This window comes from Streptomyces sp. NPDC054047, from assembly GCF_055585065.1.
Window position 1 is genome coordinate 294,054 of the sequence record NZ_JBVJKV010000003.1, and the last position, 20,044, is coordinate 314,097.

17 protein-coding genes are annotated in these 20,044 nt (G+C 71.7%); 14 read left to right on the forward strand and 3 right to left on the reverse strand.

Annotated elements, in window-relative coordinates; genetic code table 11:
* The 13 genes from hypF (at position 1) to hypE (ending at position 14,118) form a co-directional block, all read left to right on the forward strand.
* Positions 1 to 2,295 (forward strand): carbamoyltransferase HypF, encoded by a 2,295-nt coding sequence (hypF, locus tag ACZ6ZP_RS13090; protein ID WP_399971422.1) that lies wholly within the window; start codon positions 1 to 3, stop codon positions 2,293 to 2,295.
* Positions 2,296 to 2,300: 5 nt separating this feature from the next.
* A complete protein-coding gene (locus ACZ6ZP_RS13095; protein ID WP_383816486.1) occupies positions 2,301 to 2,570 on the forward strand; it encodes a HypC/HybG/HupF family hydrogenase formation chaperone in 270 nt (89 codons plus the stop codon).
* Between the two features lie 96 nt (positions 2,571 to 2,666).
* A complete protein-coding gene (locus ACZ6ZP_RS13100) occupies positions 2,667 to 5,357 on the forward strand; it encodes a bifunctional acetate--CoA ligase family protein/GNAT family N-acetyltransferase (RefSeq protein ID WP_469406754.1) in 2,691 nt (896 codons plus the stop codon).
* Between the two features lie 13 nt (positions 5,358 to 5,370).
* Positions 5,371 to 6,102: a CBS domain-containing protein gene (locus ACZ6ZP_RS13105; RefSeq protein ID WP_399971426.1), complete on the forward strand. Its 732-nt coding sequence runs from the start codon at positions 5,371 to 5,373 to the stop codon at positions 6,100 to 6,102.
* Between the two features lie 17 nt (positions 6,103 to 6,119).
* Positions 6,120 to 6,641, forward strand: a complete 522-nt coding sequence (locus ACZ6ZP_RS13110) for a flavodoxin domain-containing protein (RefSeq protein ID WP_399971428.1) — start codon at positions 6,120 to 6,122, stop codon at positions 6,639 to 6,641.
* 183 nt (positions 6,642 to 6,824) lie between these two features.
* Positions 6,825 to 7,967 carry a 4Fe-4S dicluster domain-containing protein gene (locus tag ACZ6ZP_RS13115; protein ID WP_399971430.1) on the forward strand — a complete coding sequence of 381 codons (1,143 nt, stop codon included), beginning with the start codon at positions 6,825 to 6,827 and terminating at the stop codon, positions 7,965 to 7,967.
* Positions 7,964 to 8,428, forward strand: a complete 465-nt coding sequence (locus ACZ6ZP_RS13120; RefSeq protein WP_399971432.1) for a Crp/Fnr family transcriptional regulator — start codon at positions 7,964 to 7,966, stop codon at positions 8,426 to 8,428. Before ACZ6ZP_RS13115 ends, ACZ6ZP_RS13120 begins: the two co-directional genes overlap by 4 nt.
* Positions 8,425 to 9,231: an FAD/NAD(P)-binding protein gene (locus ACZ6ZP_RS13125; protein ID WP_366464416.1), complete on the forward strand. Its 807-nt coding sequence runs from the start codon at positions 8,425 to 8,427 to the stop codon at positions 9,229 to 9,231. Before ACZ6ZP_RS13120 ends, ACZ6ZP_RS13125 begins: the two co-directional genes overlap by 4 nt.
* A gap of 1 nt (position 9,232) precedes the next feature.
* Positions 9,233 to 9,988, forward strand: a complete 756-nt coding sequence (locus tag ACZ6ZP_RS13130; protein WP_469406756.1) for an NADH-quinone oxidoreductase subunit B family protein — start codon at positions 9,233 to 9,235, stop codon at positions 9,986 to 9,988.
* The gene (locus tag ACZ6ZP_RS13135; RefSeq protein WP_366464418.1) at positions 9,985 to 11,316 is read left to right on the forward strand and encodes a Ni/Fe hydrogenase subunit alpha; all 1,332 of its coding nucleotides are present in this window, start codon (positions 9,985 to 9,987) and stop codon (positions 11,314 to 11,316) included. Before ACZ6ZP_RS13130 ends, ACZ6ZP_RS13135 begins: the two co-directional genes overlap by 4 nt.
* Positions 11,317 to 11,333: 17 nt before the next feature.
* The gene (locus tag ACZ6ZP_RS13140) at positions 11,334 to 11,990 is read left to right on the forward strand and encodes a CBS domain-containing protein (protein WP_366464419.1); all 657 of its coding nucleotides are present in this window, start codon (positions 11,334 to 11,336) and stop codon (positions 11,988 to 11,990) included.
* Complete coding sequence (gene hypD, locus ACZ6ZP_RS13145; RefSeq protein WP_366464420.1) at positions 11,987 to 13,087, forward strand: hydrogenase formation protein HypD; 1,101 nt, start codon at positions 11,987 to 11,989, stop codon at positions 13,085 to 13,087. The genes ACZ6ZP_RS13140 and hypD overlap by 4 nt, the downstream gene beginning before the upstream one ends.
* Entirely contained in the window at positions 13,084 to 14,118 is a 1,035-nt protein-coding gene (hypE, locus tag ACZ6ZP_RS13150) for a hydrogenase expression/formation protein HypE (RefSeq protein WP_366464421.1), read from the forward strand. Before hypD ends, hypE begins: the two co-directional genes overlap by 4 nt.
* Positions 14,119 to 14,511: 393 nt before the next feature.
* Here hypE and ACZ6ZP_RS13155 read toward each other — a convergent pair whose 3' ends face one another.
* A complete protein-coding gene (locus ACZ6ZP_RS13155; protein ID WP_366464431.1) occupies positions 14,512 to 15,195 on the reverse strand; it encodes a helix-turn-helix domain-containing protein in 684 nt (227 codons plus the stop codon).
* 9 nt (positions 15,196 to 15,204) lie between these two features.
* On the reverse strand, positions 15,205 to 17,892 hold the full coding sequence (gene ppdK / locus ACZ6ZP_RS13160) for a pyruvate, phosphate dikinase (protein ID WP_366464423.1): 2,688 nt from the start codon (positions 17,890 to 17,892) through the stop codon (positions 15,205 to 15,207).
* Positions 17,893 to 18,167: 275 nt separating this feature from the next.
* Between ppdK and ACZ6ZP_RS13165 the strand changes: the two genes are divergently transcribed.
* Positions 18,168 to 18,977 (forward strand): universal stress protein, encoded by an 810-nt coding sequence (locus ACZ6ZP_RS13165; RefSeq protein WP_469406757.1) that lies wholly within the window; start codon positions 18,168 to 18,170, stop codon positions 18,975 to 18,977.
* On the opposite strand, the gene ACZ6ZP_RS13170 is transcribed toward ACZ6ZP_RS13165, so the two are convergent.
* Entirely contained in the window at positions 18,952 to 19,992 is a 1,041-nt protein-coding gene (locus ACZ6ZP_RS13170; RefSeq protein WP_383816505.1) for a zinc-dependent alcohol dehydrogenase family protein, read from the reverse strand. The genes ACZ6ZP_RS13165 and ACZ6ZP_RS13170 overlap by 26 nt on opposite strands.
* Between the last annotated feature and the right edge of the window lie 52 nt (positions 19,993 to 20,044).

Sequence of the window (20,044 nt, forward strand, 5' to 3'; positions counted from 1 at the left end):
ATGCAGGAGCGCAGCGCACTCCGCTTCGAGGTGTTCGGCACCGTGCAGGGGGTCGGCTTCCGCCCCTTCGTGCACCGGCTCGCCACCGGGTTGGGGCTGGACGGCTGGGCCGCCAACACCGGGGGCCACGTGCACGGTGAGGTCGCCGGATCGGCGTACGGGGTCCAGGAGTTCACCTCACGGCTGCGTTCCGATGCTCCCGCGCTGGCCGAGGTGCGGCAGGTGCGGGTGACCGCCGGGCGCGGGTATCTCCCGCTGCCCGCGTCCGGCTTCGTCATCCGGCACAGCGCTGCCGACGGCGCCTCGCCCGAAGGACCGCGGGAGATCCCGCCCGACGCCGCGATCTGCACCGCGTGCCTGAGCGAGCTCCTGGACCCGGCCGACCGCAGGTTCCGCTACCCGTTCATCAACTGCACCGACTGCGGCCCGCGTGCCACCGTCATCGACGACCTTCCGTACGACCGGATCCGCACCACGATGCGGCGCTTCCCACTGTGTGCCCAGTGCGCGGCGGAGTACGGCGACCCCACCGACCGTCGGTTCCACGCCGAACCCCTCGCATGCTCCGCCTGCGGGCCACAGCTTTCCTGGGGGGAGTCGAGGGGGGAGGCCGCCTTGCGTGCCGCGGTGAAGGCCGTGGAGAGCGGGGGCATCGTCGCGGTGAAGGGACTCGGCGGATATCAACTGGTGTGCGACGCCACCGACCAGGCCGCGGTGCGGACGCTGAGGGAGCGCAAACACCGCCCGGCCAAACCCTTCGCGGTCATGGTCCAGGACCTGAATGCCGCTGGAGAGCTGGCCCGGCTCTCGCGAACCGAGCGGGCCGCACTCTCGTCGGCGGCGCGCCCCGTGGTGCTGCTCGCCGCGCGGGGTCCGGGACTCGCACCCGCCGTGCACCCCGGCACAGGACGGATCGGCCTGTTCCTGCCCACCACCGGGCTGCACCACCTCCTGCTCCGCGAGCTCGCCAGGCCGCTGGTCGTGACCAGCGGCAACCTCGCGGACGAGCCCATCGCCACGGACGATGCCGACGCCGTTCGCGCGCTTGCCGCGGTCGCCGACGGATTCCTCGCCCACGACCGGCCGATCCGCGCCCGCTACGACGACTCCGTCGTCCAGGCCGTCGGCCGCTCCGTGTTCACCGTACGCAGGGCGCGGGGCCTCGCTCCGACGCCGCTGCCCCTGAAGGTCGCCGCCCGCACGCCCCTGGTGGCAGCCGGCGCCCAGCTCAAGCACACGTTCACGCTCGCGGACGGGCACGGCGCACATGTCTCCCCGCACGGCGGGGATCTGGCGGATGCGGCGACGATGGACGCCTTCACGCACGCGTACGACGATTTCGTCCGGCTCACAGGCATCCGGCCGAGCGTCGTGGCGCACGACCTTCATCCCGGCTATCTCTCCACCCAGTGGGCACGGGCCCGGCCGCTGCCCCGCATACCCGTCCAGCACCACCACGCCCATCTGGCGGCCTGCGCCGCCGAGCACGGCCTGCGGACCCCCTTCGTCGGTGTCGCCTACGACGGCCTGGGATTCGGCGACGACGGGACGCTGTGGGGAGGCGAGATCCTCGTCGCCGACCTGACCGGATACCGGCGCGTGGGCCGCTTCGCGACCGCCCCGCTGCCGGGCGGCGAGGCCGCGGTCCGGCACCCGTACCGGATGGCCCTCGGCTACCTGAAGGGACTGGAGCGCCTCGGCAGCCCCCACCCGTACCCCTGGCTCACCAAGCAGTTCACCGACCGTCTCGACCCGGGGGAAACCGCGGTCGTGCACGCCATGATCGCCCGGGGCATCAACTCCCCGCGCGCATCGAGCGCCGGACGTCTCTTCGACGCCGTGGCGAGCCTGCTCGGCCTTGCCGACTCGGTGAGCCACGAGGGCGAGGCCGCCGTGGCCCTGGAGGACGCCGCCGGAACGGTCCAGGCCCTGCCGCTGGCCCACAGACTGGTGCGGGTGGACGGGGTACTGGTCTACGACCCGGGCCCGACCCTCATGGACCTCCTGGACCGACAGCGCGACGGGGAGCGCGTCCCCGCGCTCGCCGCGGCGTTCCACCTCACCCTGGCCGTCGTGACCGCCGAACTCGTCGCCCGCGTCGTCGATGACGGCGCCCCGCGCACCGTGTGTCTTGCCGGAGGCTGCTTCCTCAACCGCCGTCTGCTCACCGAGGTCATGCGCGGGCTGCGCGCCCGAGGGCTGCGGGTCCTGGTGTCCCGTGCCGTCCCGGTGGGCGACGGCGGCATCAGCTACGGGCAGGCCGCCGTCGCAGCCGCTCGACTCGCGAAGGAGTGAGCACCATGTGCCTGGGCATTCCCGGCAGGGTCCTGGAGATCAGGGACGACACCGGCCTCCGCATGGGCACCGTCGACTTCGGTGGCGTACGGCGCCAGGTGTGCCTCGCCTATACGCCGACGGCCACGGTCGGCGACTACGTCATCGTGCATGTCGGGTTCGCCATCACCGAGGTCGACGAGGCCGAGGCCGCCAGGACACTGGACGTGCTGCGGGCGATGGCGGGTGCGGTGGAAGGTGAAATCGGCGAGCCGCTGCCCGACCCGCCCCCATAGGGCCGATCGGCCCCCGGCCCTACCCGGCCAGCCCCTGGGGCGCCGCCCCCGGCCGCCGGATCCTCGAAGGGTCAACCTGCCGTCAGGAGGCCCGAGATGACGAACGACGAGGGCAGCCGACCTCCGGTCCACGCCCTGCTCGCCGACGGGACGACCACCCGCATCCGGGCCGTCCGACCCGACGACCACGCTCAACTTCAGGGCCTGTACGAGGAGATGTCGCCGGAGAACCTGCGACTGCGCTTCTTCGCCGCGAGCCGTCGGTCGGCCGCACAGTCCGCGGACCGCGCATGCGCCGCTCCGCGCCCCGGATACCGGGCGCTGATCGCCGAGACGAAGGACCAGATCATCGGCCTGGCCGAGTACGAGCGGACGGACGATCCCGGAACCGCCGAGATCTCGCTCGCCGTGGCCGAAGGCCTGCACCACCGCGGGATCGGCACCCTGCTCCTGGAGCACCTGGTGTCCGCCGCTCGCGCGGAGGGCATCACCGCGTTCACGGCCGACGCCCTGGCCGAGAACCACGAGGTCCTGAAGGTCTTCGCCGACCTCGGGCTGCGCACGGCCCGCCACTTCGAGGGCCCCGAGGTGCGCTGCACCATTCCGCTGGAGGAGGACGAGGCCTACCTGACGGCGGTCGAAGCGCGCGGCAGCACCGCCGACGTGGCCAGTCTTCAAGGGCTGCTGCGGCCGGCCTCGATCGCGGTGGTCGGGGCGGGCCGCAAGCCCGGTTCGGTCGGCCGGGCCGTCCTGCGCAATCTGTGCACGGGCGGATTCACCGGGCAGCTCTTCGCCGTGAACCCGAGCGTGTCGTCGTTGCTGAGTGTGCCCGCCCATCCGTCGGTCGCCGCGCTGCCGCAGGTCCCCGATCTGGCGGTGCTCGCGGTCCCCGCGCCGGCCCTGTGCACCACTGCCGAGGAGTGCGGCAAGGCGGGCGTGCGTGCCCTGGTGGTCGTCACGGCGGGCCTGGACGGCGCACAGGCAGCCGCGCTGCTGGCCACCTGCCGGACGTACGGAATGCGCCTGGTGGGGCCCAACTGCCTCGGCATCTCCAACACCGACAAGGCGCTGTCGATGGACTCGACCTTCGCGGCCCGGCACCCACGCCCCGGCACGGCCGGTGTCGCCGTGCAGTCCGGGGGAGTGGGGATCGCCCTGCTGGACGGGCTGTCCCGGCTGGGCCTCGGTGTCTCCAGCTTCGTCTCGCTCGGCGACAAGTACGACGTCAGCGGCAACGACCTGCTCCAGTGGTGGGAGCGTGACGGCGTCACGGACCTCGCCCTGCTGCACCTGGAGTCCTTCGGGAACCCGAGGGCCTTCTCACGCACCGCGCGGCGGGTGACCCGGCGCATGCCCGTCCTCACCGTCGACGCGGGCCGTACCGAGGCAGGCCGGCGCGCCGCCGCCTCGCACACCGCTGCGGCCGCCACGCGGACCATGACCCGGCAGGCCCTGTTCACCCAGGCAGGCGTCACCGCCACGCGCACGATCGGTGAACTCCTCGAAGCCGCCGCGCTGTTGCACTGTCAACCCACACCCGAGGGGAACCGCGTCGTCATCGTCACCAACGCGGGAGGCGCGGGAGTCCTCGCGGCGGACGCGTGTGCCGAGGCGGGGCTCACCCTGCCGCCCCTGCCCGCCTACCTCATCGACGACCTGCTGGCCGTGCTGCCCGCGGGCAGCACGGCCAACCCGGTCGACGCCACCGCCGCCGTCACCGAGGAAGAGCTCAAGAACTGTGTGGACCGGCTCGTACTGGCCGGCGCCGTCGACGCCGTCCTGGTCGTGCTGGCACCCACCGCGGTCGCCGCGGCGACCGGCGACGATCTCGTCAGGGCCCTCACCCGCGCCCCTGGTCGTCGCTCCCGAACGGTCGCCGCGGTCCGCCTCGGCCAGGCGCTGCCCGTACAGCTCCTTTCGGCCACCGGAGGCGGCTCCGTGCCCTCCTTCGCCGATCCGCAGGCGGCGGCCCGCGCTCTGGCCCACGCCGTCCGTCGTGCCCGGTGGCTGGCCCGGCCGCCCGGCACGTGTCCGCGCCTCGCCGGGGTGGAGACCCCACGCGCCCGTGCGGTGGCCGAGACCTGGCTGGCCGGACATCCCGAAGGAGGCTGGCTGGACCCGCATACCTGCGCCGAGCTCCTTGCCTGCTACGGCATTCCGCAGCTGCCCTGGGCCTGGGCCGAGACCGAGGACGAGGCCGTCGCCGCCGCCGAGCGATTGCGCGGCCCGGACGGCCGAGTCGTGATGAAGGCCCACTGGCCGGGACTGCGGCACAAGAGCGAGCAGCGCGCCCTCCACCTCGACCTGCGGGGAGACAGCCAGGTCCGGGCCGCCTTCCGGGATTTCGAGACCCGGTTCGCCGGTCTGCTGACAGGAGTGGTCGTGCAGCCGCTCGCCGAGCGCGGCACCGAACTGTTCGCGGGCGTCGTGCAGGACGAGGTGTTCGGTCCGCTGGTCCTGTTCGGACTCGGCGGCACGGCCACCGACCTGCTGGCGGACCACGCGGCCCGGCTGGCCCCGCTCACCGACCTCGACGTACACGACCTGCTCACCTCGCCACGCTGTGCCCCGCTGCTCTTCGGGCACGGCGGCCACGGCCCGGTGGACATCGAAGGGCTTGAGCAACTACTGCACAGGCTGTCCCGGATGGCCGGTGACCTGCCGCAGCTCGCCGAGGCCGACTTCAACCCGGTACTGGCATGGCCGGGCGGCAGCACAGCACTGGACGTACGTATCCGGCTGCTGCCTCGGGCCGCCCACGACCCGTATCTGCGCCGACTGCGCTGAGGAGGAGGCAGAGATGAAGCACAGCACGATCGGATCGGTGATGACCAGCGAGGTCGTCAGCGTCCAGTACGGTACGCCGTTCAAGGACGTGGCCCAGCGGCTCGCCGAGCACCGCATCAGCGGACTGCCCGTGATCGACACCGACGACAAGGTGGTCGGAGTCATCTCCGAGACGGATCTGCTGACGCGTGAGGCGCAGGCTCCCGCCCCCTGCCGGCCGTCGCGCCGCTTCCGGATGCGCCTGATGAGCCGCGGCGCGCGCAGGGACCGGGCCAAGGCCACGGCGCGGACAGCAGGTCAGCTCATGTCCGAGCCACCTGTCTGTGTCCACGCCGACGACACCGTCGCCGAAGGTGCCCGTCGCATGGCCCGGCACAAGGTGGAGCGGCTGCCCGTCGTCGATGACGACGGCAGCCTCGTCGGCATCGTCACCCGGCACGACCTGCTCCAGGTGTTTCTGCGCCCTGATGACGAGATCCGGCACGAGGTGATCGAGCAGGTCCTGGTCCACACCCTGTGGCTGGCGCCCCGGACGATCAAGATCGACGTGCGCAACGGTGTGGTGACCCTTGAGGGACAGCTGGAGCGGCGCAGCGAGATACCCGTCGCACTGCGCACGACGCGCGAGATCGACGGTGTCGTCGCGGTCGTGGACAAGCTCACCTACCGCCTGGACGACTCCCACCTCCGGCCGAGCGACCAGGCCCTGCGAGGCGTGACCGACGACTGGCTGCGCAAACTCTGAGAGGAGGCAGCGGCGACATGACCATCAAAGTGCTCGTCGCCTACGCGACGAAGAACTGGTCCACGGCCGAGATCGCCCGCACCATCACGGAGGTCCTGCGCAAGGAGGGCCTCGGCTCCGAGATGCGGCTGGCGCGCGATGTCGGGGACCTGCAGGCCTACGACGCCGTCGTGCTCGGCAGTCCGCTCTACGAAGGACAGTGGCACAAGGACGCCCGTCGGTTCGTCAGGTATCAGAGGGAAGCCCTCACCAAACGGCCGGTATGGCTGTTCAGCAGCGGTCCCCTCGACCATTCGGCGAGCGAGGGGAAAATCCCTCCGGTGCCGGCGGTGCGCCGTGCCCTCATCCAGATCCATGCCAAGGAACACGTCACCTTCGGCGGCTGCCTCTCCGACGGCGCCAAGAGCTGGGCGACCCGGGCGATCGTCAAGGCCGGCAAGGGCGGGGACTTCCGCGACTTCAAGCAGATCTCCGCCTGGGCCCAGCGCATCGGTGCCACGCTGATGGGCGGGGTCCCGGCGCTGTCGCAGGAGTACTGACGGCGTGAACGCCGCGCCGCCGCGGCGACATCGTCGAGGCGTGCGCGCGGACGGAAGAGGGGCCGGTAGTGGGCCCTGAACTCGGTCCGGCCGGACCTGGATAGGGCCGCTCGGCCCCTGCCTCGCGCGCGCCTCCTCTTCGAGCCTGGTGGGGAGCGCACCACGCTGACTGGGAGGACGAGCATGGCGACCATCGGAGTCACGGCAGTACTCGACCGAAACGGCCTGAACGCCCTCGTCGCGGAGCTGCTGGCCGTCGGCCGCACCGTGGTCGGACCCACGGTCCGCGACGGCGCGATCGTCCTCGCCGACCTGGAGTCGGCCGACCAACTCCCGTACGGCTGGGGCGTGGAACTGGAGGCCGGACACTACCGGCTGCGGCGCCGCGAGGACGGGGCGGCGTTCGCGCACTCCGCGGGCCCGCAGTCTTGGAAGAACTTTCTCCACCCGCAGCGCGAGAAGCTGTGGAGTGCGGACCGCGCGCCCGACGGGACGGTGTCCATCAGCGCTGCGTCGGCTGAGCGGCCTGCGTACGCCTTCCTCGGGGTCCGACCTTGCGACCTGCGGGCCATCGCGATCCAGGACCGGGTGCTGAGGGGCGGTCACCACCAGGACAGCGGCTATGAGGAACGCCGGAGGGGGGCGTTCCTCATAGCCGCCGAATGCACCGAGCCGGGGGCCACCTGCTTCTGCGTCTCCATGGGCAGTGGCCCCGGAGCCGACGCCGGCTTCGACCTCGCCCTCACCGAGGTCGTCGACGACGCGGGGCACCGCTTCTACACGCGCGTCGGCAGTGAGGCGGGTGCGGAGCTGCTGGCCGGGGTCCCGCACCGGGAGGCCGACGACCGCACACGCGCCTCGGCGATCTCCGCGGTCTCCGGCGCCGTCGACAAGATGGGCCGGGCGATGCCGCCGGTGAGCCTGCGGGAGCTGATGGGGTCGAGCCTGGAGGCCGACCGCTGGCACGACGTGGCATCACGCTGTCTGACCTGCGGCAACTGCACGATGGTGTGCCCCACGTGCTTCTGCACGACCACCGAGGAGGTCACCGACCTCAGCGGCGACCACGCGGAGCGCTGGCAGCGCTGGGACTCCTGCTTCGACCTGGACTTCTCCTACGTCCACGGCGGACCGGTGCGCTCCTCGGGCCGCAGCCGCTACCGGCAGTGGCTCACCCACAAACTCGGCACCTGGCACGACCAGTTCGACAGCTCCGGCTGCGTGGGCTGCGGCCGCTGCATCGCCTGGTGTCCCGTCGGCATCGACATCACCGAAGAGGTGGCGGCCCTCAATGAGGAGGCGGAGCGGAAGGAGACGGAGCGATGACTCGCACCACGACCATGATGAGCGCCCTTCCGGCCGAGCATCGCAGTCGGCTGATGCGGATCGCGCGGCAGGTGTCCTTCCCGGCCGGGGCGCGGATCTTCGAGGAGGGCGGGCACGCCGACCGGTTCTGGATCGTCCGCGCCGGATCGGTCGTCCTCGACATGCACGTTCCGGGCCGCCGCGCACCCGTGATCGAGACCCTGGGGCAGGGTGAACTCGTCGGCTGGTCCTGGCTGTTCCCGCCCTACGTCTGGCAGCTCGGCGCCACGGCCCAGAGCCCCGTGCGGGCCGACGAGTTCGACGCCCTCGCGGTCCGGCTGATGTGCGAGGACGATGCGGCCCTGGGCGCGGTCGTCGGACAGTGGGTGGGGCGCGTTCTCGCCCATCGCCTGCAGTCGGCCAGGACCCGCCTCCTCGACCTGTACGGCCCCTACGGCAGCGGAAGGGGTGCGCGGGGATGACCGCCACGCCGGTTGCCTACCGTGTCGTCGCCCGCCGGGCGGAGACGCCGGACACGGCCACCCTCCGCCTGGAGCCGGTCGGGGAGCCGCTGCCCGCCTTCGTGCCGGGGCAGTTCGCCATGGTGTGGGCGTTCGGACGGGGCGAGATTCCGCTCTCGGTGAGCGGGATCCTCGCCACCGGGGGCCTGACGCACACGGTGCGCGACGTCGGCGCGGTATCCGAGGGTCTGTACACCGCCGAGGTCGGCGACGTGCTCGGGCTGCGCGGTCCGTACGGCACCGGCTGGGAGCTGGAGAAGGCCGTGGGGCAGGACCTCGTGATCGTCGCGGGAGGCATCGGCCTCGCTCCGCTCCGCCCCCTGGTCCTCGATGCCGAGGCCGATCCGGGATCGTACGGACGACTGAACGTCCTGGTGGGCGCACGGACTCCCGCGGACCTCGTGGCGAGGACGGAGACCCAGCGATGGAAGACCGCGTACACGGGAGTGACCGTCGACCGCCCCGACGACGGCTGGACGGGCCAGCTCGGCGTCGTCACCAAGCTGCTCGACCGGGCGCGTTTCACTCCGTGCGCCACCACCGCGTTCGTCTGCGGCCCTGAACCGATGATCCGGGCGACCGCCCGCGACCTGCTGCACCGCGGTGTGCCCGGCGACCGCGTCCGGGTCTCCCTGGAACGCAACATGCGGTGCGCCACCGGGCACTGCGGCCACTGCCAGCTCGGTCCGCTGCTGCTGTGCAGGGACGGTCCCGTCGTCGACTGGAACCAGGCGGAACCACTGCTCTACGTCAGGGAGTTGTGACATGCGTCCACCGACTCTTGCCGTGTTCAAGCTCGCCTCGTGCGACGGCTGTCAGCTCACCCTGCTCGACTGCGAGGACGAACTTCTCGGTCTCGCCGGGCAAGTGGAGATCGCCCACTTCCTCGAGGCGTCCAGCGCGATCGCGCCGGGCCCCTACGACCTGGCGCTCGTCGAGGGCTCCGTCACCACGCCCGCCGACGCCGAGCGCGTCCGCGAGATCCGGGAGGCCTCCCGGCGCCTGGTGACGATCGGGGCGTGCGCGACGGCCGGCGGCATCCAGGCGCTGCGGAACTTCGCGGACGTCGAGGAGTTCAGCCGGACCGTCTACGCGCGCCCCGACTACATCGACACGCTCACCACCTCCACCGCCGTGTCCGACCACGTGGACGTCGACTTCGAACTGCGCGGCTGCCCGATCGACCGCCGCCAGCTCCTGGAGGTCATCACCGCGTACCTGGCGGGCCGGAAGCCGGACGTCCCCGCCCACAGCGTGTGCTTCGAGTGCAAGCGGCGCGGCACGGTGTGCGTCACCGTCGCCCACGGCACCCCCTGTCTCGGGCCGGTCACCCACGCGGGATGCGGGGCGATCTGCCCGGCGTACGGACGTGGCTGCTACGGCTGCTTCGGGCCGTCCGGTTCGGTGAACCTGCCCGCCCTGATACCCGTCCTGCACCGCGACGGCATGGGTGACCGCGACACCGACCGCTTCCTGCACACCTTCAACTGCACGGCTTTCGAAGAGGAGTTGCGCCGATGACGCACCGCGGTTCCCGTGTCCTGCACGTCGGCTCGCTCTCCCGGGTCGAGGGCGAGGGCGCCTTGCGCCTGAGCGTCCACGACGGCACGGTCACCGAGGCGCGGCTCCAGATCTACGAGCCGCCACGCTTCTTCGAGGCGTTCCTGCGGGGCAGGTCGTACACCGAGCCTCCGGACATCACCGCCCGGGTGTGCGGAATCTGTCCGGTCGCCTACCAGATGAGCGCCTGCGCCGCGATCGAGGACGCCTGCGGAATCACCCTTGATCCGGCCCTGCGTGAACTGCGCCGGCTGCTGTACTGCGGGGAGTGGATCGAGAGCCAGTCCCTGCACATCTACCTTCTGCACGCCCCCGACTTCCTGGGCTGTGACGGAGCCATCGAACTGGCCCGTACCGACCGTGCCGCCGTCGAACGAGGACTGCGCCTGAAACAGGCGGGCAACGCGGTCCTCGAACTCCTGGGCGGTCGTGCCATCCATCCGGTCAACGTCCGTCTCGGCGGCTTCCACCGCACGCCGACGAAGGGGGAACTGAAGCCGCTGGCCGAGCAGTTGGAGCGCGCCCTGAACGATGCCTGGCAGACCGTCGAGTGGGTCGCCGGCTTCGACTTCCCGGAAGCCGAGACCGACGCCGACCTGTTGGCGCTGGCAGCCCCGGGAGCGTACGCCATCGAGACCGGCACCCCGGCGGTCCTGCGCGCGGACGGCACCCCGACCACCTTCCCGCTCCCCACCTTCCTCGACCGGGTCCACGAGGAACACCTCCCGCACTCCACCGCCCTGCACTCCACCCTCGACGGGCGCCGTCACCTCACCGGTTCGCTCGCCCGGTTCGCGATCAGCGGCCGGTGGCTCTCGCGCACCGCGCTGGAGGCCGCCCGCGCCGCCGGGCTCGGCGATCCGTGCGCGGGGGCCGTCTGCCGCAATCCCTTCCGGTCGATCCTGGTCCGGGCCGTGGAGGTCGTGTACGCCGTGGACGAAGCCCTGCGGATCATCGGGACGTACGAGCCGCCGCGCCGCCCGTACGTCGAGGTTCCGGCCGTCGCGGGCACCGGCCACGGCGCGACAGAGGCCCCTCGCGGACTCCTCTACCACCGCTACGTGCTGGACGGCGAAGGCGCCGTCGTCGACGCGTGCCTCGTGCCGCCCACCGCACAGAACCAGGGCGCAATCGAGGCCGACCTCCGAAGGGTCGCGCAGCGGGCGATCGCTCAAGACGACGTGACGGATGAGGAGTTGACCCGACTGTGCGAGCGGGTCATCCGCAACCACGACCCGTGCATCTCGTGTTCCACACACTTCCTCGACCTGACCATCCACCGCACCTGACTCTCCGGGAGGACGCCATGATCCACTCCCCGCGCACCGTGAGCGACGTGATGACCCACACCGTCATCGCCGTGGGGCGCGAGGCCCCCTTCAAGGAGATCGTCGAGCTGATGGGGCAGTGGAAGGTCAGTGCGCTGCCCGTCCTGGCCGGGGAGGGCCGGGTGATCGGCGTGGTCTCCGAGGCGGACCTGCTGCCCAAGGAGGAGTTCCGCGACAGCGACCCCTCGCGCTTCGACCAACTGCGCCGCCTCTCCGACCTCGCCAAGGCCGGCGGTGTGACCGCGGGCGAGGTGATGAGCGCTCCCGCCGTCACCGTCCACGCGGACACCACGCTCCCGCAGGCCGCGCGGATCATGGCACAGCGGCGCGTCAAACGACTCCCGGTGATCGACGCCCAGGGGCTGCTGCAGGGCGTGGTGAGCCGCAGCGACCTGCTCAAGGTGTTCCTGCGCACCGACGAGGAACTCGCTGATGAGGTGACGCACACCGTGACCGCCCTCCTCTTCCCGGACGGGGCCGTCACGGTGGCCGTCGAGGGCGGCGTGGTCACCCTCAGCGGCGAGGTCCGCAGCAAGGGCCTCGTTCCGGTCGCCGCGCGGCTCACCCGGGCCGTCGAAGGCGTGGTGGACGTGCGCACGGACCTCACCGAATCCGCTCCGGCGCCCTCCCGATGAAGTACCTCGACGAGTACCGCGACCCAGCGCTGGCCCGGCAGTTGCTGGGGCGACTGCGGCGCACCGCGACACGCCCCTGGCGGATCATGGAGGTGTGCGGGGGCCAGACGCACACCCTGGTCCGCCAGGGCATCGACGAGCTGCTCCCCGCGGGAATCCGCATGATCCACGGCCCCGGCTGCCCGGTCTGCGTCACCCCGCTGGAGACGCTTGATCGTGCCATGGCCATCGCCGCCCGCCCCGGAGTGATCCTCACCAGCTTCGGCGACATGCTGCGCGTCCCCGGCAGCTCCACGGACCTGCTCGCCCTGCGGGCCCGCGGAGCGGACGTGCGGGTGGTCTATTCACCGATGGACGCGGTCCGGATCGCGCAGCAGAACCCCGACCGTGAAGTCGTCTTCCTCGCCGTCGGATTCGAGACCACCGCCCCCGCCAACGCGATGGCGGTCCTGTACGCCACCCGCCGGGGGTTGCGCAACTTCTCCCTCTTGGTCAGCCATGTTCTGGTGCCGCCCGCGATGACCGCCCTCCTGGAGCACCCGGACTGCGAGGTCGAGGCGTTCCTGGCCGCCGGCCATGTGTGCGCGGTCATGGGCTGGACCGAGTACGAACCGATCGCCGCGCGGTACCACGTGCCGGTCGTGGTCACCGGATTCGAACCGCTCGATCTGCTGGAGGGCGTCCTGATGGCGGTCACGCAGTTGGAGGAGGGCCGCTACGACGTGGAGAACCAGTACGTCCGCGCCGTGCGCCGCGCTGGCAATGCCCAGGCCCGGTCCGTCCTCGCCCGCGTCTTCCGGATCACGGACCGGGCCTGGCGGGGGATCGGCACACTCCCGGCGAGCGGGCTCGAACTCGCGCCGCAGTACGCCGCGTTCGACGCCGCTCGCCGCTTCGACACGAGCGGCCTGCACTCCGTCGAGGATCCGGAGTGCATCGCCGGGGCCATTCTCACCGGAGCGCTGATGCCCACCGACTGCGATGCCTACGGGGTGCGTTGCACGCCCCGGTCCCCGCTCGGTGCCCCGATGGTGTCGAGCGAGGGCACGTGTGCGGCCTTCCACGCCGCCGGACGAACCAGGAGCACGCCGGAATGAACTTCGACTGCCCCCTTCCGTACGACGAGAACGTGCTCATCCAGCCGGGCCATGGCGCGGGTGGGCGGCTCACCGCCGAACTGCTCGACACGCTGGTCCTGCCCGCGCTGGGCGGCCGGCCGGAGGACCCTCTCGAGGACGCGGCGCTGGTGCCGGGGGAGGGCGAACTCGTGGTCTCCACGGACTCGTTCGTGGTCAGCCCGTTGGCCTTCCCCGGCGGGGACATCGGATCGCTGGCCGTGCACGGCACGGTCAACGACCTCGCCATGCGAGGCGCCCTGCCCCTCGCTCTGACCCTGGCCGTGATCGCGGAGGAGGGGCTCCCGCTGGGGGAGCTGCGCTCCGTCCTGGACTCGGTGGGGAAGGCGGCACACCAGGTGGGGGTCCCCGTCGTCACCGGTGACACGAAGGTGGTCGGGCGTGGCGCCGCCGACCGCTTGTTCCTCAACACGACCGGCATCGGCCGCCGTATCCCCGGCCTGACTCCTTCCGCCGCGGGAGCACGTCCCGGCGACGCACTCCTGCTCTCGGGCCCCATCGGCCTGCACGGCACCGCTGTCCTGTCCACCCGCGAAGGACTGGGCTTCGAGGCGGACATCGCCTCCGACAGCCGCCCCCTGCACCGCCTGGTGCGGGCACTCGCCCCGCTCGGCGGTGCCGTCCACAGCCTGCGCGACCCCACCCGGGGCGGTCTGGCCGCCTCGCTCAACGAGATCGCGGGCTCCTCGGGTGTCGGCGTGGAGATCGCTGAGAGTTCCCTGCCCGTGCCGCAGGCGGTCGCGGCAGCCTGCGACCTGTTGGGTCTGGACCCGCTGATCGTCGCCAACGAGGGCTGCCTGGTCGCCTTCGTCGCGGCCGATGCCGCGGAAACGGCTCTCACCGCGCTCCGCACGTATCCCGAGGGGGCAGCGGCGGTACCCATCGGGCACTGCACGGCAGGCCCGCCCGGCCGGGTCGAGCTGCGAACGCTGATCGGAGCGCGCCGGGTGGTCGACATGCCGCTGGGAGAGCAACTTCCGCGCATCTGCTGAGACGGGACCGGCCGATCGGGCGGGGGAGATCCGGCCGCAGGCCGCGATGGCCCGACAGGCCCTGGGAAGGGGGACCGCCCGGCCTCGGAGAAGCCCTGGTGGCCCACTGGTGAGTGCCGGTGCGCGCGCGACCATGGAACTGGTACAGATGCGATCCGACCCACCATCTGTACCGGGACCGTCCCGGCAGTGACGGTGCCGTCGGGGCGGCAGGCGTATGCGCGCGGGACCGCGGGCGCCTGGATGCCCGTGTGGTCGGGGTCGGACTACGTCGCACGGACATTTCCCTCGGCCGGCAGAAGTCGAAACCACCGCGGTCGAGTTCGCGGACAGGGCTGCCGAGCACCTCAATCAACCGCTCCTGCGCCGAAGCACTGCACTCCTATGCCACACCTATGCCGCTCCTATGCTGCGTCCGCTCATGCTCTCGGGCTCTATGCGCACCCACAGATCGCGCGGACCACCGGCCCAGGGCGCGCTGTAGGACCGGTCCCGCAACGCGAGCACGGCGTCAGCGTCCGTCACGGCTCGGGCATGCCCACGGACGAGCACACTCCAGCCGCGGCTGAGCGCCTCGTCGATGTGGTCGACCTCGAAGGCGACCGAGGCTCCGATCGCCGCGGCGGGCGGTGTGCCGGGCGCGGTCCGGAAGACGATCGCGTCGTCAATGGTCGTGTAGTTGACGGGGACGATCGCGGGCCCTTCATCGGTGGAGACCGCGAGGCGTCCGACGCCGTGGGTGCCCAAGCGCGCCCGGCACGCCTCGGCGCTGAGCTCCGCCAGCACGGGGTGGCGCCCCGCCCGGCCGAGTCCGGGCGGCTCGTCGATGCCGCCACCGCGGAGGGCGGCCATGCTGGTTTGCAGTGCGTCGGCCAGCCGGACGAGGACACCACTACCCGGGTCAGCGGTGGGGTGTTCCTCCAGGTGCTGAAGGTAGCCGGGGGTCGTCCCCGCACGGTCGGCCGTTTCCTGCCGGGTGAGGCCGAGTTGCGAGCGTCGCTGAGCGAGTCGGCGCCCGATGTCGCTCCGAGGGCTTCCACTGGGCTCCGACGCGGCGTTCGACGGCTGTTGACCCATCATCGGCAATCACTCCTCGGGTTGGGGCGTCCTGTCCATCAGACCCGCTCGGCCCGCCTCCAGGCGGGCGGCCGGTATCCTGAAGGGGGAGCAGGAGACGTAGTCCAGGCCCACCCGGTGGAAGAACTGGATCGACTCGGGATCGCCGCCGTGCTCGCCGCAGACGCCTGTCTCCAGCCGCGGGTTCACGGCTCGCCCCGCTTCGACGGCGAGTTCCACGAGCCTGCCGACGCCCTCCTGGTCGAGCGATTCGAAGGGGGACACGCTGAAGATTCCCTCCTTCAGGTACAGGGGGAAGAAGGATGCTTCCGCGTCGTCCCGGGACAGGCCCCAGGTCGTCTGGGTCAGGTCGTTGGTGCCGAAGGAGAAGAAGTCCGCGAAAGCGGCGATGCGTCCGGCGGTGAGCGCGGCCCGCGGCAGCTCGATCATCGTGCCGATCGGGCAGTCCACCGCCCGGCCCGACTCGGCCGCGACGTCGGCGAGTACGCGCTCCGCCTCGGCTCGTGCCGGACGAAGCTCCTCGACCGTCCCCACCAGCGGGATCATGATCTCCGCTCGCGGCCGGCCCCCGGCACGGAGCCGCTGGACGACCGCTTCGGCGACGGCCCGAACCTGCATGGCGACCAGTCCCGGTACGGCCAGGCCCAGGCGCACGCCGCGCAGGCCGAGCATCGGGTTCTGCTCGTGCATGCGCTCGACAGCGGCGAGCAGCTCGCGGTCGTGGGCCTCCGGCTGTGCGGCCCGTGCGATGCGTACGGCGAGCTCCGTCCGGTCGGGCAGGAACTCGTGCAGCGGCGGGTCCAGGAGCCGGATGGTCACCGGCAGCCCGTCCATCGCCGCCAGGATGCCCGTGAAGTCCTCCCGTTGGAGCGGCAGCAGCGCCTCCAGGGCCTGTTCGCGGGTGCTGTCCTCACGGGCAAGGATCATCTTCTCGACCAGCTCGCGGCGCTCACCGAGGAACATGTGCTCGGTGCGGCACAGGCCGATTCCCTGAGCACCGAGCCTGCGGGCACGTTCGGCATCGTCAGGCGTGTCGGCGTTGGCCCGCACTTCGAGGCAGCGAGTGGTATCCGCCCGGTCCAGCGCGCCCAGGACGGCTTCGGTGAGTGGTCCGGTGCCGACGCCCGTCTCCAGCGCACGTCCCACATCAGACGGAATGAGCGGCAGAGCACCCCGGTGGACGGTGCCCGCGGTGCCGTCGACCGAGATCGTGTCGCCCTCGCCCAGCACAGATCCGGAGGCGGTGGTGAGCTGACGCGCGGAGGTATCGACGGTGATCGCATCGGCGCCGCAGACACAGACCTTGCCCATGCCGCGGGCGACGACCGCGGCATGGCTGGTCTTGCCGCCGCGACTGGTCAGGACCGCCTGCGCGGCGATCATCCCGGGAAGGTCGTCCGGGGTGGTCTCGCGGCGCACGAGGACGACGTGCTCGCCGGCCGCGGCCCTCCGTACGGCTGTTGCCGAGTCGAAGACGATGGCGCCGACCGCCGCACCCGGCGAGGCGGGCACGCCCCGGGCGAAGGGCACGTCCGTGGGACTCACCTCGAAGCGGGGGAACATCAGCCTGTTCAGCTCGGCGCCGCCCACGCGCCCCAGGGCCTCGTCCGCCGTGATCGTCCGCTCCTCGCACAGGTCGTGGGCGATACGGAACGAGGCCTCGGCCGTGCGCTTGCCGACCCTGGTCTGCAGAATCCACAACCGGCCGTGTTCCACGGTGAACTCGACGTCGCACAGATCGCGGTAGTGGCCCTCCAAGGTGCGCAGATGCTCTTCGAGTCGGGCGTACGAGCGGGGGTCGAGGGCCCTCAGTTCATCCAGGGGGACGGCGTCGCGCACGCCGGCGACGACGTCCTCGCCCTGCGCGTCGGACAGATAGTCGCCGTACATGCCCGAGGCGCCCGTGGCCGGATCGCGGGTGAAGGCGACTCCGGTACCGGAGTCGGAGCCGAGGTTGCCGAACACCATCGCCTGGATGTTGACGGCGGTTCCCAGGCCGTCGGGGATGTGCTCCCGCCTGCGGTAGATCCGGGCCCGCTCGCCGTTCCACGAGTCGAAGACCGCCCGGACCGCGCGACAGAGCTGCTCGACCGGGTCCTGCGGGAAGTCCTGGCCCGTCTCGCGGCGGACGATGGACTTGAACTCCTCGGTGAGCAGCGCCAGTTCGTCGGCGTCGAGATCGTGGTCATCGGTCACCGCCCGCTGCGCCTTGTGCTCGGCGATGGCCTGCTCGAACACCTCACCGGCCACGCCCATCACGGTGTGCCCGAACATCTGTATGAGGCGCCGGTAGGAGTCCCAGGCGAACCGTTCCTGGCCGGACGTCTTGGCGAGTCCGCCGACCGACGCGTCGTTCAACCCGATGTCGAGGATCGTCTCCATCATCCCGGGCATCGAGAACCGGGCACCCGACCGAACCGACACGAGCAGCGGGTTGTCCTGCTGCCCGAGCGTGCGGCCCATGGTGCGCTCCAGGGCGGACAGGGCCCGGGCCATCTCGACGCTCAGCTCGGATGGTTCCTCGCCGGTCGCGAGGTACACCTTGCAGGCGTCGGTCGTGACGGTGAAGCCCGGTGGGACGGGCAGCCCGAGCCGGGTCATCTCCGCCAGGCCGGCACCTTTCCCGCCGAGCAGGTCGGCCATCTCACGGCTGCCCTCGGCGAATCCGTACACGTACTGGGTCGGCGCGCTCGTCATGGCTCAGTCCTCTCGCTGGTGGGGGACGACGGCCACGGGGCAGCCGACGTGATGGACGACGGCAGGGACGAAGGGACCGGTACGGGGCTCAAAGGCCGGCCGCCCAGGCGTCTGAGGTTGGTCTGCTCCACATGGCCAGCGTCCGTCCTCGGCGGTGCGGGGTGGAGAGGCCACCCGGGACCCACCCGGGACCATCCGGCCCATGCACGCCTCGGGGGTCGGCGGCCAGGGTGGGGGCGCGGAGGGCTTGTTCTCGCTCCTGGGGAGGGGCTGTCATGGAGCGAGTGATCGTTGCCGGGGTCGACCGATCGGCGCGCAGCCGTGTGGCAGCGGACTGGGCCGCACGGGAGGAACTTCTGCGCGGGTGCGCCCTCCGCGTGGTCCACGTCTCGGCTCGGGGCGGACCGGATGGGGCGGGGCAGTGGCCCTACCGGCCGGAGACCGCGGCGGACCGGGTGCGGGAGCGGCTCACGGCCCGGCACCCGGACCTGCGGTCCGAGAGCCTCCGGCTCGCCGGCCGGGCCGCGCGGGCGCTGTGCGCGCGGAGCGAGGATGCGGCGATGATCGTGCTCGGGCTGCGCGGGGAGGGCGGCCATGCGGGGCTCTCCCTGGGAACGACCGCTTCAGGGGTGGCCGGGGCCGCCGACCGCCCGGTGGTGCTGGTGCCCAGCGGGCTCGCCTGCGAGGGCCCGGCGCACCGACCGGACAAGATCACGGTCGGGGTCGACGCACACGACCCCGCGGGCGGGGCCATCGACTTCGCCTTCGATGCGGCAGGCCGTCGCGGCGTGCGACTGCACGCGCTGCATGCCTGGACCCTTCCCCCAAGCGCGGCCGACTGGCCGTTCGGCGTGCCGGAGGCCGAGCGTGCCACCTGGGAGGATCAGGAGGTGCAGCTGCTGGCCGACGCGCTGCGACCGTGGCTCGAGAAGTACCCGGAGGCCCGCGTCCTCGAGGACGTCGTTCTGTTGCCCCCCCCGCAATACCCGAGCGGGCCTGTCGTTCTGTGTACGGGATGTATACGGCTGTGTGCGGGCCCGCTCGGGCAGAGGGCTCGTGTCACGAGGCGAACAGCGCCACCTTGAGTGCGCCGCTCTCCTCCGGTCGGCCGAAGACGTCGTACGCCTCCTGCATCTCCGGCAGGCCGAAGCGGTGTGTGACGAATCCGCCGACGTCCAGCTGCTCGGCCGCCACCATGCGCAGCAGCGTCGGTGTGGAGGAGGTGTCCACAAGGCCGGTGGTGATCTTGACGTTGCGAATCCAGAGGTCCTCCAGATGGAGCGTGGCCGGGCGGCCGTGGACGCCGACGTTGGCGACGCGTCCGCCGGGGCGGATCAACCGGGTGCAGAGTTCGAAGGTGTCGGGGATGCCCACCGCTTCGATCGCCACGTCCGCGCCGAGCCCGTCGGTGAGCCCGGCGATACGGTCGACGACGCCGGACGCCGGTTCCAGCGTCAGGTGCGCGCCGTGATGTGCGGCCATCTCGCGCCGCTGGGGAGCGGGATCGACAGCGATCACCCGGCTGGGGCTGAAGAGCCGGGCCGTCAGGATCGCGGCCAGGCCGATCGGGCCGGCTCCCACGACGACCACCACATCGCCGGGCGTCACCTCGCCGTTGAGGACGCCCACTTCGTACGACGTCGGCAGGATGTCGGCGAGCATGAGCGCCGTCTCGTCGGTCACCTGCTCGGGCAGCACGTGCGTAGAGGTGTCGGCGAACGGAACGCGGGCGTATTCGGCCTGGACGCCGTCTGCCCGATGGCCCAGGATCCAGCCCCCGCCGCCCAGGCACTGGCCGTACTGGGCTTGTCGGCAGAAGCGGCAGCGACCGCAGGCGCTGATGCAGGAGATCAGCACCCGGTCCCCGGGACGCACCGTGGTGACGGACGCACCGGTCTGCCGCACGGTGCCGACGGCTTCGTGGCCGAGTATCCGTCCCGGCTCGACGGCCGGGACGTCACCCTTGAGGATGTGCAGATCGGTGCCGCAGATGGTGACCGCGTCGATGCGCACGATCGCGTCGCCGGGGTCCTGTATCGCCGGGTCGGGAACGTCGGCCCAGGATCGCTTGCCGGGGCCGTGGAAGACCAGTGCCTTCATGTCTGCCTCCTCGAGCTGTCGCATGGCGGGGGCGGCGCACGGTGGCGGAGGG

Bases quoted from the DNA above. Each gene is read 5' to 3' on its own strand.
- ACZ6ZP_RS13130 (WP_469406756.1), top strand. From the start codon at position 9,233: ATGCGTCCACCGACTCTTGCCGTGTTCAAGCTCGCCTCGTGCGACGGC.
- ACZ6ZP_RS13155 (WP_366464431.1), bottom strand. From the start codon at position 15,195: ATGGGTCAACAGCCGTCGAACGCCGCGTCGGAGCCCAGTGGAAGCCCT.
- ACZ6ZP_RS13135 (WP_366464418.1), top strand. From the start codon at position 9,985: ATGACGCACCGCGGTTCCCGTGTCCTGCACGTCGGCTCGCTCTCCCGG.
- ppdK (WP_366464423.1), bottom strand. From the start codon at position 17,892: ATGACGAGCGCGCCGACCCAGTACGTGTACGGATTCGCCGAGGGCAGC.
- hypE (WP_366464421.1), top strand. From the start codon at position 13,084: ATGAACTTCGACTGCCCCCTTCCGTACGACGAGAACGTGCTCATCCAG.
- ACZ6ZP_RS13140 (WP_366464419.1), top strand. From the start codon at position 11,334: ATGATCCACTCCCCGCGCACCGTGAGCGACGTGATGACCCACACCGTC.
- hypF (WP_399971422.1), top strand. From the start codon at position 1: ATGCAGGAGCGCAGCGCACTCCGCTTCGAGGTGTTCGGCACCGTGCAG.
- hypD (WP_366464420.1), top strand. From the start codon at position 11,987: ATGAAGTACCTCGACGAGTACCGCGACCCAGCGCTGGCCCGGCAGTTG.
- ACZ6ZP_RS13110 (WP_399971428.1), top strand. From the start codon at position 6,120: ATGACCATCAAAGTGCTCGTCGCCTACGCGACGAAGAACTGGTCCACG.
- ACZ6ZP_RS13100 (WP_469406754.1), top strand. From the start codon at position 2,667: ATGACGAACGACGAGGGCAGCCGACCTCCGGTCCACGCCCTGCTCGCC.
- ACZ6ZP_RS13095 (WP_383816486.1), top strand. From the start codon at position 2,301: ATGTGCCTGGGCATTCCCGGCAGGGTCCTGGAGATCAGGGACGACACC.
- ACZ6ZP_RS13105 (WP_399971426.1), top strand. From the start codon at position 5,371: ATGAAGCACAGCACGATCGGATCGGTGATGACCAGCGAGGTCGTCAGC.
- ACZ6ZP_RS13115 (WP_399971430.1), top strand. From the start codon at position 6,825: ATGGCGACCATCGGAGTCACGGCAGTACTCGACCGAAACGGCCTGAAC.
- ACZ6ZP_RS13120 (WP_399971432.1), top strand. From the start codon at position 7,964: ATGACTCGCACCACGACCATGATGAGCGCCCTTCCGGCCGAGCATCGC.
- ACZ6ZP_RS13125 (WP_366464416.1), top strand. From the start codon at position 8,425: ATGACCGCCACGCCGGTTGCCTACCGTGTCGTCGCCCGCCGGGCGGAG.
- ACZ6ZP_RS13165 (WP_469406757.1), top strand. From the start codon at position 18,168: ATGGAGCGAGTGATCGTTGCCGGGGTCGACCGATCGGCGCGCAGCCGT.
- ACZ6ZP_RS13170 (WP_383816505.1), bottom strand. From the start codon at position 19,992: ATGAAGGCACTGGTCTTCCACGGCCCCGGCAAGCGATCCTGGGCCGAC.